Annotated in this window: 14 protein-coding genes and 1 pseudogene; 8 read left to right on the forward strand and 7 right to left on the reverse strand. The window is 73.0% G+C overall.

Annotated elements, in window-relative coordinates; genetic code table 11:
* Nucleotides 1-126 precede the first annotated feature (126 nt).
* A complete protein-coding gene (locus ACU6WZ_RS23045; protein ID WP_447030072.1) occupies nucleotides 127-2,181 on the forward strand; it encodes a tetratricopeptide repeat protein in 2,055 nt (684 codons plus the stop codon).
* Here ACU6WZ_RS23045 and ACU6WZ_RS23050 read toward each other — a convergent pair.
* Nucleotides 2,159-3,988 carry a hypothetical protein gene (locus tag ACU6WZ_RS23050; RefSeq protein WP_447030073.1) on the reverse strand — a complete coding sequence of 610 codons (1,830 nt, stop codon included), beginning with the start codon at nucleotides 3,986-3,988 and terminating at the stop codon, nucleotides 2,159-2,161. The genes ACU6WZ_RS23045 and ACU6WZ_RS23050 overlap by 23 nt on opposite strands.
* A gap of 233 nt (nucleotides 3,989-4,221) precedes the next feature.
* Between ACU6WZ_RS23050 and ACU6WZ_RS23055 the strand changes: the two genes are divergently transcribed.
* Nucleotides 4,222-5,577, forward strand: a complete 1,356-nt coding sequence (locus ACU6WZ_RS23055; protein WP_447030074.1) for a hypothetical protein — start codon at nucleotides 4,222-4,224, stop codon at nucleotides 5,575-5,577.
* Complete coding sequence (locus tag ACU6WZ_RS23060) at nucleotides 5,567-6,442, forward strand: hypothetical protein (protein ID WP_447030075.1); 876 nt, start codon at nucleotides 5,567-5,569, stop codon at nucleotides 6,440-6,442. Before ACU6WZ_RS23055 ends, ACU6WZ_RS23060 begins: the two co-directional genes overlap by 11 nt.
* Before the next feature lie 103 nt (nucleotides 6,443-6,545).
* On the opposite strand, the gene ACU6WZ_RS23065 is transcribed toward ACU6WZ_RS23060, so the two are convergent.
* Nucleotides 6,546-7,205, reverse strand: a complete 660-nt coding sequence (locus ACU6WZ_RS23065) for a DUF2293 domain-containing protein (protein ID WP_447030076.1) — start codon at nucleotides 7,203-7,205, stop codon at nucleotides 6,546-6,548.
* 232 nt (nucleotides 7,206-7,437) lie between these two features.
* Between ACU6WZ_RS23065 and ACU6WZ_RS23070 the strand changes: the two genes are divergently transcribed.
* From ACU6WZ_RS23070 to ACU6WZ_RS23080, 3 genes and pseudogenes are all read left to right on the forward strand, one after another.
* On the forward strand, nucleotides 7,438-7,869 hold the full coding sequence (locus ACU6WZ_RS23070) for a cupin domain-containing protein (RefSeq protein ID WP_447030077.1): 432 nt from the start codon (nucleotides 7,438-7,440) through the stop codon (nucleotides 7,867-7,869).
* A gap of 253 nt (nucleotides 7,870-8,122) precedes the next feature.
* Nucleotides 8,123-8,359, forward strand: a complete 237-nt coding sequence (locus tag ACU6WZ_RS23075) for a hypothetical protein (RefSeq protein ID WP_447030078.1) — start codon at nucleotides 8,123-8,125, stop codon at nucleotides 8,357-8,359.
* Between the two features lie 6 nt (nucleotides 8,360-8,365).
* A pseudogene (locus ACU6WZ_RS23080) lies at nucleotides 8,366-9,117 on the forward strand (nucleoside/nucleotide kinase family protein).
* A 105-nt stretch (nucleotides 9,118-9,222) separates the two neighbouring features.
* On the opposite strand, the gene ACU6WZ_RS23085 reads toward ACU6WZ_RS23080, so the two are convergent.
* The gene (locus tag ACU6WZ_RS23085; RefSeq protein WP_447030079.1) at nucleotides 9,223-10,140 is read right to left on the reverse strand and encodes a carbohydrate kinase family protein; all 918 of its coding nucleotides are present in this window, start codon (nucleotides 10,138-10,140) and stop codon (nucleotides 9,223-9,225) included.
* The gene (locus tag ACU6WZ_RS23090) at nucleotides 10,137-11,081 is read right to left on the reverse strand and encodes a pseudouridine-5'-phosphate glycosidase (protein ID WP_447030080.1); all 945 of its coding nucleotides are present in this window, start codon (nucleotides 11,079-11,081) and stop codon (nucleotides 10,137-10,139) included. The genes ACU6WZ_RS23085 and ACU6WZ_RS23090 overlap by 4 nt, the downstream gene beginning before the upstream one ends.
* A gap of 72 nt (nucleotides 11,082-11,153) precedes the next feature.
* Here ACU6WZ_RS23090 and ACU6WZ_RS23095 point away from each other — a divergent pair, with 72 nt between their 5' ends.
* Nucleotides 11,154-11,516 (forward strand): cupin domain-containing protein, encoded by a 363-nt coding sequence (locus tag ACU6WZ_RS23095; RefSeq protein WP_447030081.1) that lies wholly within the window; start codon nucleotides 11,154-11,156, stop codon nucleotides 11,514-11,516.
* On the opposite strand, the gene ACU6WZ_RS23100 is transcribed toward ACU6WZ_RS23095, so the two are convergent.
* From ACU6WZ_RS23100 to ACU6WZ_RS23110, 3 genes are all read right to left on the reverse strand, one after another.
* Nucleotides 11,506-12,843, reverse strand: coding sequence for an MFS transporter (locus ACU6WZ_RS23100; protein ID WP_447034200.1), 1,338 nt, complete (start codon nucleotides 12,841-12,843; stop codon nucleotides 11,506-11,508). The genes ACU6WZ_RS23095 and ACU6WZ_RS23100 overlap by 11 nt on opposite strands.
* Nucleotides 12,844-12,931: 88 nt before the next feature.
* Nucleotides 12,932-13,486: a methylated-DNA--[protein]-cysteine S-methyltransferase gene (locus ACU6WZ_RS23105; RefSeq protein ID WP_447030082.1), complete on the reverse strand. Its 555-nt coding sequence runs from the start codon at nucleotides 13,484-13,486 to the stop codon at nucleotides 12,932-12,934.
* Between the two features lie 75 nt (nucleotides 13,487-13,561).
* The gene (locus tag ACU6WZ_RS23110; protein ID WP_447030083.1) at nucleotides 13,562-14,443 is read right to left on the reverse strand and encodes a glycerophosphodiester phosphodiesterase; all 882 of its coding nucleotides are present in this window, start codon (nucleotides 14,441-14,443) and stop codon (nucleotides 13,562-13,564) included.
* Nucleotides 14,444-14,704: 261 nt separating this feature from the next.
* On the opposite strand from ACU6WZ_RS23110, the gene ACU6WZ_RS23115 reads away from it, so the two are divergent.
* Nucleotides 14,705-15,523 carry an MHYT domain-containing protein gene (locus tag ACU6WZ_RS23115; protein ID WP_447030084.1) on the forward strand — a complete coding sequence of 273 codons (819 nt, stop codon included), beginning with the start codon at nucleotides 14,705-14,707 and terminating at the stop codon, nucleotides 15,521-15,523.
* Nucleotides 15,524-15,563 lie beyond the last annotated feature (40 nt).

A 15,563-nucleotide genomic window follows, 5' to 3' on the forward strand; every position in this document is an offset into this window, starting at 1 on the left:
GCCCGACGGGCCCGGTAGTCTCGTCGGTCCGGAGGGACGCAGCCGTCTGAAGGGGGCCTGATGGAAGCAGAGTTGACACCTAAAGCGGTACGCAACGATGTGAGCGGGACTGTGTACGGCCCGAGCGTGCAGGCTCAGCACATCGGCGCCATCACCTTCCATGAAGCCCCGTCGCCCGTACGCATCCCGGGCTGGCCCGTACCCCGGCAGTTACCCGCGCCCACCCGCCACTTCACCAACCGCCGCAGTGAACTAGCCCGGCTCGCGGCCTTGGTGGACGCGGAGACCGGCGCCCCGGACGTGGTCGTGCTCTCCGGCGCGGGCGGCATCGGCAAGTCGGCGACCGCCCTGCACTGGGCGGCGTCCCTGAGCAGCCACTACGACGGCCCTCAGCTCCACATCGATCTGCGCGGCGACTCCACCGCCACCGCCCTCACCTCGTCCGAGGCCCTCGACCGGTTTCTGCGGCGGCTGGGTATCGACCAGCGCTGGATCCCCGCCGAAGAGGACGGCCGAACGGACCTGTTCCGCAGCCTCACCGCCGGGCTGCGCGTCCTTACCATCCTCGACAACGCGCACTCCGTCGCCCAGGTGCTGCCCCTGCTTCCCACCGGACCGGGCTCCCTGACCCTCGTCACCAGCCGTCACCGCCTCGCCCGGCTCATCCGGGAGCGCGGGGCCCACCACATGGAGCTCGGACCGTTCGCATCCCAGGACGCCGAGCAGCTCCTCGCCCGCATCGCACCGGGCCGTGACATGACAGGGGCGGCGGCCGTCGCCCGGCACTGCGGCGGTTCGCCGCTCGCGCTGTGCGTAGCGGCCGAGCGGATGGCCGTACGGACCCACCTGACCTGGCAGCAGCAGCGACAGGACATGGAGCAGGGCATGAAAGACCACAGGGAACCGGAATCGGACGTTCAGCCGCTGGAAGGCGTCGCGGACGCCTCGTACACCGACCTGACGCCGGAAGCCGCCCGCCTCTACCGCCTCGCCGCGCTGCGCGCCTGGCCGACGATCAGCGGCCCGGCCGCCGCGGCGCTCACCGGCGTTCCCGCCTCGCAGGCGTCCGAGCTGCTCGAAGAGCTGGCGGAGGTCCACCTCCTCGACGAGACGGCCCCCGGCCGCTACCGCTTCCACGAGCTGATCCGCGCCCACGCCGAGCAGCGTGCGCTGCGGGAGGACGGCCGGGCGCAGTCCGCTGCGGCCGTTCGGCGACTGCTGCTGTGGTACGTCGACTCCGCGGCGGCCGCCGACGCCCGCGTCATCCCCGGCCGCTGGCACCTCGGCCCGGCATACGCCCGCCCCGCAGAGCCGGCCGCGTACTCCGGGCCCGCCGATGCGCTCGCCTGGCTGGGCGAGGAACACGAGAACCTGGCGGAGGCGGTTCGTACGGCAGCGGAGTACGGGCACGACGAGCTGACCTGGCAGCTGTGCGAGACGCTGTGGGCGCTGTATCTGCGACAGGGGTTCCACGCGCAGTGGATCGCGACGCACCGGCTGGGCGTGGCAGCGGCTGCCCGCTGCCCTGACGTGCCGGAGGCCTTGGGACGCATGCACGCGCAGCTCGGCTTCGGATACCTGGGGGCGGCGCGTTTCGCGGAGGCGGAGACCGAGTTCGAGGCCGCGGCGGAATCGGACCGGCGGACCGGCCACCGGCGGGGTGAGGCGACCGCCGTCGAGTCGCTCGGCCTGGTCCGCCTGCAGTGGGGGCGGTACGAAGAAGCGGCGGACTGCTTCCGCCGGGCGCAGGACCTCACCGACGACCCGCGCGCGCGAGCCCTGCTCGAACACCATCTGGGGCGCGCGCTGAGCGGTCTCGGAGCGTACGACGAGGCGACGGCCATGCTGGAGAGGGCGGGCGAGCTGATGCGGCGCCTGCCGGACCCCTACAACGAGGCCCGCGTGCTGACGAGCCTCGGTGAGACGGCTCTCGCCGCCGGCCGTCCGGAACAGGCCGAGGCATGGCTGGCGAGGGCGGCCACGCGGATGGCGGCGGAGCAGGCGGTGGTCCAGCAGGCCGACATCGCGGAACTGCGGGCCCGGGCGGCGAACGACCCGGCCGCCGTACGCCGCTTCCTCACGGAGGCACTCGCCCACCACGAGCGGACGGGCGCCCCCGGGGCGGCGGTGGTCCGGGCCCGGCTGGAAGCCCTGGAGGTCACGGGGCCAACGGGGAGCTGACGGTGACCCCGACATGGTGACGCCGCTGCCCCGTCACCACCGTCAGGCCGGCCAGGGCCACGGCGGCAAGGCTCCGGCCGCTGTCCAGCCACGCGTAGAGGGCGGAGGCGGAGGCGGCCGGGTCGCACAGATCCGGGCGGCCGTCTTCGCCGGATGACGCCCGAAGGGTGCACACTGTGCCGTCGTGCGTACGCACCAGACAGGCGCCGGTGCCCGTCACGGCCACCGCCATGGCGGCGTACGGAAACCTTCGCAGGGTTTCGCCGGCCCATGCCTCGGGGTGCTCGGGCCCGTACCCCAGCACCAGGTCGGCGAGGGAGAGGCGGGTCGTGTCCCGGGTCTCCTCGGGTACGGCGCTGTGGGCGCTGTCGGCCCGTACGGTGTCCGGGGGTTCGGCGTCCGGACACGCGTACCGCGCCACCCTCACCTCCGGCAGGCCGTCACCGCCGACCGGCGCATCGTGCACGCGGGTGAGGACACGCAGCGGCCGGGTGGCCGGGGCCAGGCGCTCGCCGGGCGCACCCAGCCGCTCCAGCAGCGCCGGCCGGTGCGGTTCGGCCCGGTCCATCAGCCGGTAGAAGAGCTGCCGCAGCAGCGCCGCGGACTTGCCGGGGGCCGATGTCGTCTGTGCTGCGAGGTGGTCGTACCTCCCCGGCACGTAGTCGTCGATCACGCGGTCCAGCTGTGCGCGCAGAGGTTCGGCGTACGGGCGCATCCGCGGCGCGGTACGCCCCAACTCGGCGACGGGGGAGCCCGGGTCGAGATCCTGCTCGGGGAACGCGCCAAGGAGAACAGGCCGGCCGAGGGCGGCGGCGTAGAAGGTGACGGACCCGTGATCGCCGATGACGCAGTCGGCGGCGACCAGCGCCTGCCGCCACGCGCCGAGCGGGGGCACCAGGAGGACACCCGACTCCTGCGCCGTGCGCAACCACCGTCGGACCTGGCCGGGCCCGTGGGCGTGCCAGATGTTGGGGTGCAGGACGGCGCACACCCGGTAGGTGTCGACGGGGAGCCGGCTGCTGAGTTCGTCCAGTACCCACGGCAGAGCCTCGCTCCCGAAGAGAGACCTGGGCCCCCACGTCGAGTTCAGTACGACGAGCCGTTGCCCGTCCGCCACCCCCAAGCGGCGCCGGAAGGCCTCCCGGTGGGGGAGGGCGTCGAGTGTCCGGTCGAAGCAGGGGTCGCCGGCGAGGACGGCGGTGGGGGCGGCTTCGGGGCAGGAGAGGCTCAGCCGCTGGAGCTGCTCGGGATGGGACAGGACGGTTGCCGTGGCCAGCGGCTTGCCGTCGTGGAGCAGCCACTGGGCACCGAGCCCGAAGACGGGAGCGACGTCGACGCCACCGCCGGAACGGTCGCTGTCACCGTCACCCGGCCATCCGGTATCCGGTATCCGGTATCCGGTATCCGGTATCCGGTATCCGGTATCCGGTATCGCCAGCCTCTTATTGTAGCCAACGCCATGCGAGAGAACGACCAACCTGCCCTCGAAATAATGCAGTTCACCGCCGTAGCTGGCACTCACGACCAGATCGATCTCCGCGGCCAGGTCCGTGGCCTGGCGCCAGGGCAGGACCGGCAACCCCGCCCCCGCCAGCAACTCCGGCACCCCGTCGAGAAACGGCGAGGACCCGGTGCAGGTGGCGAGGCACTGTACGTCGAGATCGTCCTCGAAGAGCGGCAGTACGTCGAGCAGCCGCGTCGCCGACGTTACGTTGTGCGCGACGAACAGCACCCGCCGTACACCGCCCCGCGTCACCCACCGAGAGGCGTCCGCCCCCACCGGCACCCGCAGCCAAGCGTCACCCACAGTCCACCCCTCCGCCGCGTTACCTTACGGCCTGGTGCGCGATAGGGGACGGGCCCGCGACGCCTGCTACGGCACCTCGCCGCGTTGGCGAAACTCCCTCATAGCTCCGCTATGAGGACGCTCCGCCGCCTTGCGATGCACCGCATCCGACGCCGCGGGCTGCTCCGCCCCCTATCGCGCACCAGGCCGTTAACCCGCACCGACACCAGGGCTGTGGGTCTAGAGTCGGGTGCGTGGCCGACGAGACGCGGAATACGCTGGGCGGGCACGCCAGGGTCGGAACTCTCGTACAGGCGGGGAGTGTCGGCGAACTCCACGTGCACGAAGCGCCGGCGCCCGCAGAGCCGCCGCCCTGTCAACTGCCTCCCGTAACGCAGTATTTCGAGGATCGCGAAGCGGAGCAGGCGACCGTACTCCAGTTGGCCCGAGGCGGCGAAGACGGCTGCGAAGGCCCCCTGCTTGTCGCACTCAGCGGCATCGGCGGCGTGGGCAAGACCGCACTCGCCCGCCGACTGGCCCGCGCACTCCAGGACGAAGCGCGCTGCCCTGACGGCATCCTCTACGTCGACCTGGACGACCACCGGCGCGAGGGCGGAGCGGAACTCACGGACATACTGGCGGAGTTGCTCCGTCCGCTCGGCGTGCAACCGGCGTGGCTGGCCCCCTCCCTCGCCGGCCGCCGCAAGCAATGGTGGGAACGTACGCAGGCGAAACGCTTGGTCGTCATCCTCGACAACGTGCGGTACGGGACCGAGGGCCTGTTACCCGCCTCCGCCGGCAGTGTGGCCGTTGTCATCAGCCACGGCCGCCTCTACGACATCGAGGGCGACGCCCTCATCGAACTCCCCCTCGCCCCGCTCGCCGCCCCGCACGCGCTGCGCCTGCTCCACCGTGTGGTCGACGACCCGCGACTGGCCGCTGAGCCCGCGGCGGCGGACCGCCTCGGCCTCCTCTGCGACGGCCTGCCCGCCGCCCTGCACGTGGCCGCGAGATGGGTGCGCAAGCACCGCCGCCGCCCCCTCCCTCGCCTGGTCGAGGAACTCGCCGCCGAGCTGCAAGGAGGGGGACTGTCCATGGGGGAAGGCGCATGGGACGCCGCATACCGGGACCTGACCGCCGACGCGGCCCGCCTCTACCGCCTGCTGGCCGTGCACCCCGGCCCCTCGACGGCTCCCGGACCGGCGGCGGCCCTCCTTGGCGACGTCCACGGCCCGGCAGCCGCCGACGACGCCCTGGACGAGCTGGAATCGGCGAGCCTGCTGCTGCCGGCGCGGGCAGTGTGCGCTCGTCGGGCGGGCTGCCGGGCGGCTCCATGCTGCCCAGCAGCGCGTACAGCTCGCCGCGCAGCCGTTCCACCGCCCGCCCCTGCTCGCGCTCGGCGAAGGCGGCTGCGGCGAGGGCGCGCCCCGAACCTGGCCGATGGGCGGCGATCGCGAGCGCGATGTCCGCGGGCGACGTCAGCCGGGGCACTCGGGCGAGCAGCTCGGCCATCGGGCTGCCGCCGATCAGTTCGCCGCCACCGTCGCAGGCGGCGAGGATCGGGCGGTCCAGGGCGGCGGCGTAGAGCGCGGTCGAGCCGTGATCGGTGACCACGGCATCGGCGGCGACGATCACCGCCGCCCACTCCTCGTAGGGCCGGGCCAGGACGAGCCCGGCGCAGACGGCGGGTGCGAGCCGTTCGCGCAGGTCGAGGAGACCGCGCTCGCTGTGTACGTTGGGATGGGCGACCAGCGCCAACTGGTACTCGTCACAAGCCAGATCCCCCGCCACTTCCGCGACCAGCCCCGGCCGCCGGGCAAGCAGAGACTCCGGTCCCCAGGTGGACGTGAACACCACCAGCCGCCGCCCGCCGGTGCCGAGCGCGGCCCGGTGCCGGTCGCGGTGGGTCAGGGACGCCAGCATCCGGTCGAGCGTCGGATCGCCGACCACAGCGGCACGACGGGCGGCAGGCGGGCACTCGGCGTCGAGCCGCGACACCTGGGTGGGGTGCGCGAGCGCGTACAGACCGGCGAGCAGCCGACCGTCCCGCTCCAGATACGCCCGGTCGAACCCGGACGCCGAATCGCCCGAACCCTCTCCGCTGATCGTCTTGTTGAACCCGGCCCCGTGCGGCAGCAGCACGCGAGGTCCGCCACGCAGCAGATGAAGGTCATCCTTGGGAGCGCCGGCGAGGATCAGGTGATGCGTACGGGCGACGGCCTCGGCCCAGGGGATCCTCCGGGCGCCGGAACGCTCGATGGCGGCGAGGGCATCGACCCCGAAGTCGGACCCGGGCACGAGGGTGAAACGCCGTACGATTCGGGGGTCCCCGGCGAAGACGGGCAGTACGTCGAGCAGCCGATGCAGGGCGGTGGCCGACCGCACCGCGAACGGCACGGACGCCTCCCCCCTTACGCCCTCCCGGCCTTCGGCTGCCCGCTGCCCGCTGCCCGCTGCCCGCTGGGTGAGCGTTAATCCTACTTGGCCCGGCTTCGTCGGATATGCCGTTCCCAGAAATCGACGAAGGTTTCTCTGAACGGCTGGCCGGCGGCATGTCCGAGACCCTACCGCCGCCCCTTCACCTGCATGCCTGCCAGCCGGTCAGGACGGCCTCGATCGTGGCCGCGACCCTCGCACGCGCCTTCTTTCGCGGTACCCCGCTCATCAGCAGGGCGTCGTACGGGGTGTCCCCGTGGCGTACGGCCGCCCGCACCGCCGCCGTGATCGCCGGCTCGTCCAGGGCGCGCCCCGCAGCGCTGCGGCCGACCCTGCCGCTGCCGCGCTGCGAGGTGTGGGTTGCCATGGCCTCGGCCCGGGGCGGCGGGCAGGAGGGGTAGATGCGGAGGATCTCGGAGGCGAGGGCGGCGGTGAAGCGTACGTCCTCGTCTGCGCGGCGGGTCGCGTCGCGGGCTCGGCGGCGGGCGCGGGAATCAGCGTCTGCCAGGCAGGCCGCCTCGGCGCGGGCCAGGGCGGGTTCCTCGACGAGGAGGCCCTGGCGTTCGTACCGGCTGCGGCGTCTGTTGTGGCGGACTACCACCGCCCAGAGCGAGCTTGCCTCGCGGGCCCGGCGGGTCAGGGCCGCGTTGCCCCGGGGGAGGTACGTGAGGTGGGCGAGGTCCGCGCAGTCCAGGCAGATGACGGCGTTGAACTCCAGGGTGTGAAACCGTAGCGGGCCCCGGCGGCACTCGGCGCAGTGTCTGCGCTTGTGTGGTTCCGGTTCGATCACCACCAGGTCCATGCCTGGAGCGTACCCATCCGGGCGCGTACCCCGTCCGCGCCGGCCGGAACTGCCCGTCGGCGTACGGGATGCGCTATCCGGGGTGCGGTGGACTCCGGGGCGTGGGACGGGTGTTGGATATACGGTGTGCCGACTCCGGAGATCACGACGGTGCGGACTGCGGCGGGGAACGGGGCGGGACACAATCCTGCGCGGATCTCCGTCGCGCAAAGGGGAGTTGGAGGGGTTTCCGTTGGGGGACGCAGGGAAGGCCGGCGGGGTGGCGCCGTCCGCCGCGCTCGCCACGCAGAGCAGCGGCGTGAGCGGCACGGTGCTGGCCACCGGTACCTCGGCCGGGACGCTGAGAGTGACGGCGGAGGGGCCCACCGATGTGGTCGTACGCACCATCACCATCGCCCCCGGCGGATCCACCGGCTGGCACTACCACCCGGGCCAGCTCATAGCCGTCGTACAGCAGGGAACACTGTCCCGGACCCTTGAGGACTGCTCGGTCGAGACGACGACGGCGGGCCAGTCGTTCGTCGAACCGGCCGGCGCCGGTCACCGGCACGTCGGGCGCAACCTGGGAAGCGAGCCGGTCGTGCTGTACCTGACCTACATGCTGCCCGCCGACAGCCCGCTCTCCGTCGACGCGGAGGCGCCGACCGGGTGCGAGGCGAGGTAGCGGGAGAGCAGGGGGAGGGGCCGGGACAGCCCTTACGACCTCCCCCACGATAGGGAGCGGGCTCCCGACGCCCTGCGACTCCGCTTGCGGCGTTGTCGTCAGTCAGCTCGGCGACGCTCCTTCCCCAAGCTTTCAGCTTCGCTCGAGCAGGGGAGACCCCATCCGCCTCCCTCCTCCGCCTTGCAATCGAAGCCGCAGGACGCCGCTCGCTGATCCACTCCCTATCGTGGGGGAGGTCGTTAGGGTCGGTGTCATGACTTCGGATCTCTGGGCTGCGCTGCCCGCCGCCGTTCGCGAGCAAGTCGACACGCTGGTCGCCGAGGGGCGGACGGTGCAGGCCGTGTTCGCCGTCCGGTCCTCCGGCGTCGCGCCGAGGCCGGGCCTGCGCGCCTGCCAGGAGCTGGTCGCCAAGCGCGGGACGGCGCTCGCCGACCGGCTCGGTGTGCCGTTGCGCTTCGACCGGGCCGACGGGCCCGAGCAGTCGGGGTGAGAGGCTGTGCGGTTCGAAGCGATCACCTGGGAACGGCTCACCGACGCCCTCGCCGACCGGCTCGAAGGGTGCCTTGACCAGCTCGACGGCCTCGAAGGCCTGACAGGGGCCGGCCCCGGCCCCGGCGCATCGCCCGGCCCCTGGATCAAGGCGGCCGTCGACGGGGCGGCCGCCGCCGGTACGGGTGAGCTTGCCGAGCGCCTGGCCGGCGCATTGCGGTTGCGTGGCCGGACGGTCCTGGTCGTCGCTGCGGAAGGGTTCCTGCGACCGGCGTCGCTGCGCTTCGAATTCGGCAAGCAGGACCCCGACTCGTACTACGACGGCTGGTTCGACATCGGTGCGCTGTGGCGGGAGGTCTTCTCGCCGCTGGAACCGGGCGGCGCCGGCCGGGTGCTTCCGGACCTGTGGGACCCGGCCACCGACCGGGCGACCCGCAGTCCGTACGTCCAACTGCCGTCCGGGGGCGTGGTGCTGGTGCACGGGCCGATGCTGCTGCGGCACTGGTTCCCGCTCGATCTGGCGGTGCATGTACGGCTGTCCCCGGGAGCGCTGGAGCGCTGGAGCGCAGGACCGGCGCCGGCGAACGGTGGACGCTGCCGGCCCCGGGAGCGCTGGAGCGCAGGACCGGCGCCGGCGAACGGTGGACGCTGCCGGCGTTGGCCCGCTACGAGGAGCAGGGGGCGGCGGAGGGCGCCGATGTGATCGTACGGGCGGACGACCCCCGGCATCCGGCCTGGACGGGGCACACGCCTACGTAGGCCGCGGTGGGGGCGTCGCCGCTGGCCGGCCCGCCCTCCCCCGCGCGTGGCCGTCGGGCCCGCCCTCCCCCGCGCGTGGCCGTCGGGCCCGCCCACCCCCGCGCGTCACCGTCCCGGCGGTCGCCCGCCCACCACCGTCACTGCGTGCGCCCCCGCCCCGCACCCCGCTGCCAGGGCCTGGGCTGCGTCCGCGCCGGCGAGGCGTGCCGCGAGGAACGCGCCGGTGAACGCGTCGCCCGCGCCCGTCGAGTCCACCGCCGTCGTGGAAACCCCCGCGACCTGGCAGCGCACGGTTCCCGCCGCGGCGAGCAGCGCACCCCGCGCGCCCAGCGTGGTGGCGACCAGCGGGAACCGGCGGCTCAGCTCGGCCGCGGCGTGGGCCGGTTCCGACAGCCCGGTCAGCAGCCGGGCCTCGTCCGCGTTCGGCAGCAGTACGTCCGCCCCGGCCACCGCCTCCAGGAAGCGGTGCACGCCCATCCCGGCCATGAAACCCGCCGACGCGGGATCCACGCTCACCGTCACCCCCCGTTCGCGGGCGGCGCGCAGCGCGAGGCCGGCCGCCTCCCGGCTTGTGCCGGCGAAGAACAGGTAGCCGGAGAGGTGCAGGTGGGCGACCCCGTCCAGCAGGGACGGGGACCAGTCGGCGGGAGACAGGCGCAGGGCCGCCCCGCTGTCGGTGAGGAACGTGCGCTCGGCCGCCGCGTCGACGAGGCAGATGACGGTCGCGGTCGCCGCCTCGGAGTCGAGCACGAGCTGCGGCCGCACCCCTGCCCGCCGCAGCCGCTCCTCGTGCCAGGCGCCCGCATCCACGCCGGCCGCCGCCAGCAGCCGTACGTCCGCCAGGCCGGCATACGCCGCCCAGCACGCCACGTTGGCGCCCGCCCCGCCCGGCAGTGTCCTGATCTCCGCCACGGTGTCCGTAGCCGGGGCGAGCGGCGTGCGGTGGCGGGCCACCACGTCGGTGACCACATCGCCGACGACGAGCAGCGCCCCGCCCGTGCCCGCGCCCCGACTCCCTGTCATGCCTCCGCCGCTCTGTCCTGTCCGGCCCCCGTCGCCCACGCCGTGGCGATCCGCGCCGCCAGCCGTACGTTCCCGCGCACGGCCGCCAAGTTGGCTTCCAGGGAAGCGCCCTCGGTACGCCGGGCCAGATGGTCCAGCAGAAACGGCGTGACGCCCTGACCTGAAATTTCGCGCCTCGCGCACGCGTCCAGCGCCTCGGACAGCGCCCGGTCGTGCAGCGCCGGATCGAGCTGTTGGGCCTCCGGTACGGGGTTGGCGACGAGCAGCGCCGCCTCCGGGCCGGCCAGCGCGTCCTGGGCCCGCATCACGGCGGCCACCTCGTCGGGCGTCCGTACCGTCCAGTCCACCGGCTCACCCGAACTGCTCAGGTAGAAACCGGGGAAGTGCTCCGTGCCGTATCCGAGAACCGCCACTCCCAGAGTCTCCAGCCGCTGCAACGTCGCCGGAACGTCCAGGATCGACTTGACCCCGGCGCACACCACGGTGATCCGGGTCCGCGCCAGCAACCGCAGGTCCGCCGACTCGTCCTGCGACTCGGCCCATTCGCGGTGTACGCCGCCGAGCCCGCCGGTGGCGAACACCCTCAGCCCCGCCCGCGCGGCCAGGAACGCCGTCGCCGACACGGTCGTCGCCCCGCTGGCACCCGCCGCCAGGGCGGGCGCGAGATCGCGGTGTCCCAGTTTGCGCACCGCATCGTCGTCGGCGACCCGCTCCAACTGGGCTCCGTCCAGGCCGACATGGGCGACGCCGTCGAGGACGGCGATGGTCGCGGGGACGGTTCCTTCGGCGCGTACCAGCTCCTCCAGTTCCCAGGCGACCCGCAGATTGCGCGGGCGCGGCAAACCGTGCGCGATGATGGTGGATTCGAGGGCCACGACGGGACGGCGCCGCTCCAGCGCGTCCCGCACCTCCTCGGAGAGCAGCAGTGTGGTGTCAGGCATGCCCCCATTCCTGGCGCGCGGGCCCACCCCGCAAACGTCCTGCCTGGGGGCGCCCGGCTAGGGTGGCGCGCCATGACCAACAGTGAGCAACTCCCCGCCTCCTTCACCGTCCACATTCCGGACGCGGACCTTGAACCGGAACCCCTTGATCCGGAGCAGATCGTCTCCGGCGCACCCGTGGTGACGGGCAAGGTGCTGTGGGAGTCGCCCGACGGCAAGCAGTTGCGCGGGATCTGGCAGATCACGCCCGGTGTGGTCACCGACACGGAGGCCAACGAGCTCTTCGTGGTGGTGAGCGGACGCGCCACGGTGGAGGTGGCCGGCGGGGACACGCTGGAGATCGGGCCCGGTGACGCCTGTGTGCTGCGCGAGGGGGACCGTACGACGTGGACGGTTCACGAGACGCTGCGCAAGGCGTACCACATCAGCCTTTAGCGCTCGGCTCCGCAGGCTCGCTCGGCTCAGCAGGCTCCGCAGGCTCGGTGGGCTCGGTCGGCTCCTTCGCCTCCGCAGGAGTCGCGGACCTGCGCGCGGTCAGGAGCGCGAGCGCGGCCATCGGCAGCAGCAGGCACGCGCCGATCGCGTTGAGCCAGCCGTAACCCGCCTGCGCGACGATCAGACCCGCTGCCGCGCCCCCGATGCCCGCCGCCGAGTTCATGGTCAGGTCCGACAGGCCCTGGACCGCTGCGCGGGCGGGCTGCGGCACCGAGTCGGTGAGCAGGGCCGACCCGGAGACGAGCCCGGCGGACCAGCCGAGACCGAGCACGAAGAGTCCGGCGGCGGTCTGGGCGTGGCTCGGTCCCGCGGTGCCGGCCAGCAGGGCGGCGAAGCAGAGCAGACCGGCGGCGAGCCCGATGACCGCGAGGCGGCCGACGCGGTCGGACAGCCAGCCCATGACCGGTGAGAACGCGTACATGCCGGCGATGTGGCCGCTGATGACGAGGCCGACGAGTTCGAGGCCGGCGCCGTGGTGACCCAGGTCGACCGGCGTCATCACCATGATCGAGACCATGACGGTGTGGGTCACCGCGACCGTGACCAGAGCGAGCCTGGCACGCGGCGAGGCAGCCACCGCCGCGACACCTGCTCGCAGGGAACGGCTCTGCGGGGACTGCGACTCCTCGGGGGCCAGGGCCCGCGCGGTGAGCAGCGGATCGGGCCGCAGCAGTACGGCGACCACCAGGCCGGTGACCAGGAAGATCCCGGCAGCCCACAGGAACGGTCCGGCCGTCTGCGGTATGGAGGTGCCGTCGAACGCGCGGCCCGCCGGGGCGGCGATGTTGGGGCCGAGCACCGCGCCGATCGTCGTGGCCCAGACGACCGTCGAGATGGCCCGGGCCCGACGGTCCGGCTCGGCCAGGTCGGCGGCCGCGAACCGGGCCTGAAGGTTGGCCGAGGACGCGGCGCCGAACCCGGCCATGCCGAGCAGCAGCAGCGGGAAGTTCTCGAGGACGGCAGCAAGGACGACAAGCCCCGCACCCAGCGCCCCGATCAGGTAGGCGAGCACGAGGCCTGGGCGGCGGCCCCGCGAGGTCATCAGAGCCGCCAGCGGGATCGACAGCAGCGCGGTGCCGGCGACGGAGGCGGTCGGCGCCAGGCCCGACATGGCCTCGGTGCCGCTGACCTGGGTCGCCAGGACGGGAGCCAGTGCGATGCCGATGGGCACACCGAGTCCGCCCAGGATCTGGCTCACCACGAGCACGACGGACGTACGTCGCTGGAGGGCGCGCAGCGCGTCCGGTCCCGGTGCGGAGATCGTCACGGCGCCGCCGCCTGCCGCCTTGCCTGTTGTAGTCACCGCCGCAGTTTGCCAGTCCTTACGTACCGGCGAAACCGAGATGTCGCAGACATCAGAACAGCGGCCTGGGCAGCACCCCTTCGAGCGCCAGCAGCGCCCGTTTCGCTTCCAGCCCGCCACCGAACCCTCCCAGGCCTCCGTCGCTCTCCACCACCCGGTGGCAGGGCACCACCACGGGCAGCGGATTGGACCCCATCGCCGCGCCGACCGCCTGCGCGGCGCCCGGCTGCCCGACCCGCTCTGCGAGTTCGCCGTAGCCGACGACCGCGCCGTAAGGAACGCCGGTCGCCAGCTCGCGCAGCACCTGCCGGTTGAAGCCGGACGAGAGCGACCAGTCCAGCGCCAGGTCGAAGTCGCGCAGCTCGCCCGCGAAGTACGCCGCGAACTGGCGTATCGGCTCGGCCAGCCGCGCGGAGCCGGGCGCTTCGGTGACCTCGGTGCCCAGCCGGGACCGCAGCCGGCCCAGCGCCTCGCCCACCACCTCGGGCCGGGCGTGGAACCCCACGCAGACCAGGCCCCGGCCGCCGGCGGCGAGCAGCAGCGGACCGATGCTTACCTCGCCGCTGTCGATGACCGCCCACTCAACGAACTGCCCGTCGCTGTCCATGCGCCCCACGGTACGACCAGGCACTGACAGTCACGGACGGTCGCGCAGTCACGCTGGTCGCGCCCGGACCTTCGGCTACCGGCCGACGGCGTCCCGCACCACGTCGGGGTTGTTGGTGATGATCCCGTCCACCCCGAACTCGTCCACCCGCACCGCGGCCGCCGCCGTGTTGACCGTCCAGGTGTTGACCCGCAGCCGCTTGCCGTGGGCGCCCTTCAACCGGTGAACCGCGTCCACGTACTCCGCCGTGAGCGAGGTGTGCGACGGGTTGATCTGGTCCGTGAACCGCGCGTACTGCGGCAGATCGGCCACCGCGGGGGTGCCCAGGTAGCCCGTGGTGAGGTCGGGCCGCTGCGCGTGCACGGCCTTGACGCTGTCCGCGCCGAAGCTCTGGATGACGAGCCTGTGCTTGACGTGGTGGCGGCCCAGCCAGCCCTCCCGGCGCAGGACGCGCAGGGTGTCCTTCTCGATGCCCGGGTAGAGCTCCGGCTTCTTGATCTCCAGGAGCAGCTTCTGGCGGTTGCGCTCGACCCGGTTCACGTACTGCTTCAGGGTCGGCACACGGGCCCCGGCGAACTTGGGGCCGAACCAGCTGCCCGCGTCCAGCGTGGCGATCTCGGCCGCTGTGAAGTCCTTGACCTTCCACGGCGCCCGGCCAGGAAAGCGCTGTTCGACATCGGTGGTCCGGGCCAGGTTGTCGTCGTGCACGACCACCAGTTCGCCGTCCTTGGCGCGCTGTACGTCGTTCTCCACCCAGGCGAATCCCATCCGGTCGGCCAGGTCGATCGCGGCGAGCGTGTTCTCCGGTGCGTACGCGGACGCGCCGCGGTGCGCGATGACGGCTGGCTCGTCGTGGTGGCCCGGCGCATGGGCGGCCTGCGCGGTCGTGCCCGGAACGAGCAGTGCGGCGGCGCCCAGCAGTGCGGCGGCCGTGGCCGGGGCGGTACGTACGTACACGGGAACTCCTCGCAGTGAGTGATCGCGGACGCTCTGAGCGTGACAGCCGGGTGCCAACAAGAGACAGGTGAAGGATGGCCACGAAATGAACGAAACCGTCCCTCCCCTGTCACGTGTCAGCTTGCCTGCCGACAAAGTGCCGCGAAAACGTGTGCGGGGCACCGCGTCCGGCCTATTCTCGCCCGAACCGGGCCTCCGTACCAGCGGTACGGCCGTGCCCCGAGCGACCGAGCGACCGAGGCCGAAGGGCACACCAGGGGCATGCACGGCACAGTCGACGGATTCACCCACGGGCTGCTCACCCCGTTCGCGGCGTATCTCATGGCGTCCCTGGGGGGCGCGCTCGGGCTGCGCTGCGTCGCCCGGGCGGTCCATGACGGGCGACGTACGAACGCCGGACGCCGCCGGAGAACCGGCTGGCTCGCACTCGGCGCGGCCGCCGTCGCCACCGGCGTCTGGAGCACGCACTTCATCGCGATGACGGGGTTCTCGGTGCGCGAGGCGTCCATCGGTTACGACCCGGTCCCGGCCTACGCCGGCCTGGGCGTCGCCTTCGTCATGGTCGGCATCGGCGTCCTCATCGTCGGACACCGGGGGCCCACGGCGATGGCGCTGGTCACCGGTGGAACTCTCACCGGGCTCGGCGTCGCCTCCCTGCACTACCTGGCAATGGCCGGAATGCGACTGCACGGTCAGCTGCAGTACGACATCCCGACCGTCGCACTGTCCGTGGTGATCGCCGTGGTCGCCGCGACCGTGGCGCTCCGGGCGGCGGTGTCGTTGCGCGGAATCCCGGCGTTCCTCGGCGCCGGCCTCACCATGGGCCTAGCGGTCAGCGGCATGCACTACACGGGCATGGCGGCGGTCGGTGTCCACCTTCACGAGGCCGCGGACCGGTCCGGCGGTCAAACACCGGCCCTGCTGCTCGCGCCGGCGATCACCGGTCCGATGGTCCTCCTGGTCCTGGCGGGCGCCCTGCTCATGCTGGATCCGCGACTCCTCACCGGCCGCCCCGAAGCGCCGGACCCGGCCCGTCCGGGCATCCCGCGGCCCGCCCCCGGGGCCTCGCAGCGGCGGTGAGCCGACGCGATCGCCGGGTGAGTGTCAGTGCCGGGTCGTA

This window comes from Streptomyces hypolithicus, from assembly GCF_052934925.1.

Bases quoted from the DNA above. Each gene is read 5' to 3' on its own strand.
- ACU6WZ_RS23065 (WP_447030076.1), bottom strand. From the start codon at position 7,205: ATGGACCTGGTGGTGATCGAACCGGAACCACACAAGCGCAGACACTGC.
- ACU6WZ_RS23075 (WP_447030078.1), top strand. From the start codon at position 8,123: ATGACTTCGGATCTCTGGGCTGCGCTGCCCGCCGCCGTTCGCGAGCAA.
- ACU6WZ_RS23085 (WP_447030079.1), bottom strand. From the start codon at position 10,140: ATGACAGGGAGTCGGGGCGCGGGCACGGGCGGGGCGCTGCTCGTCGTC.
- ACU6WZ_RS23090 (WP_447030080.1), bottom strand. From the start codon at position 11,081: ATGCCTGACACCACACTGCTGCTCTCCGAGGAGGTGCGGGACGCGCTG.
- ACU6WZ_RS23095 (WP_447030081.1), top strand. From the start codon at position 11,154: ATGACCAACAGTGAGCAACTCCCCGCCTCCTTCACCGTCCACATTCCG.
- ACU6WZ_RS23105 (WP_447030082.1), bottom strand. From the start codon at position 13,486: ATGGACAGCGACGGGCAGTTCGTTGAGTGGGCGGTCATCGACAGCGGC.
- ACU6WZ_RS23115 (WP_447030084.1), top strand. From the start codon at position 14,705: ATGCACGGCACAGTCGACGGATTCACCCACGGGCTGCTCACCCCGTTC.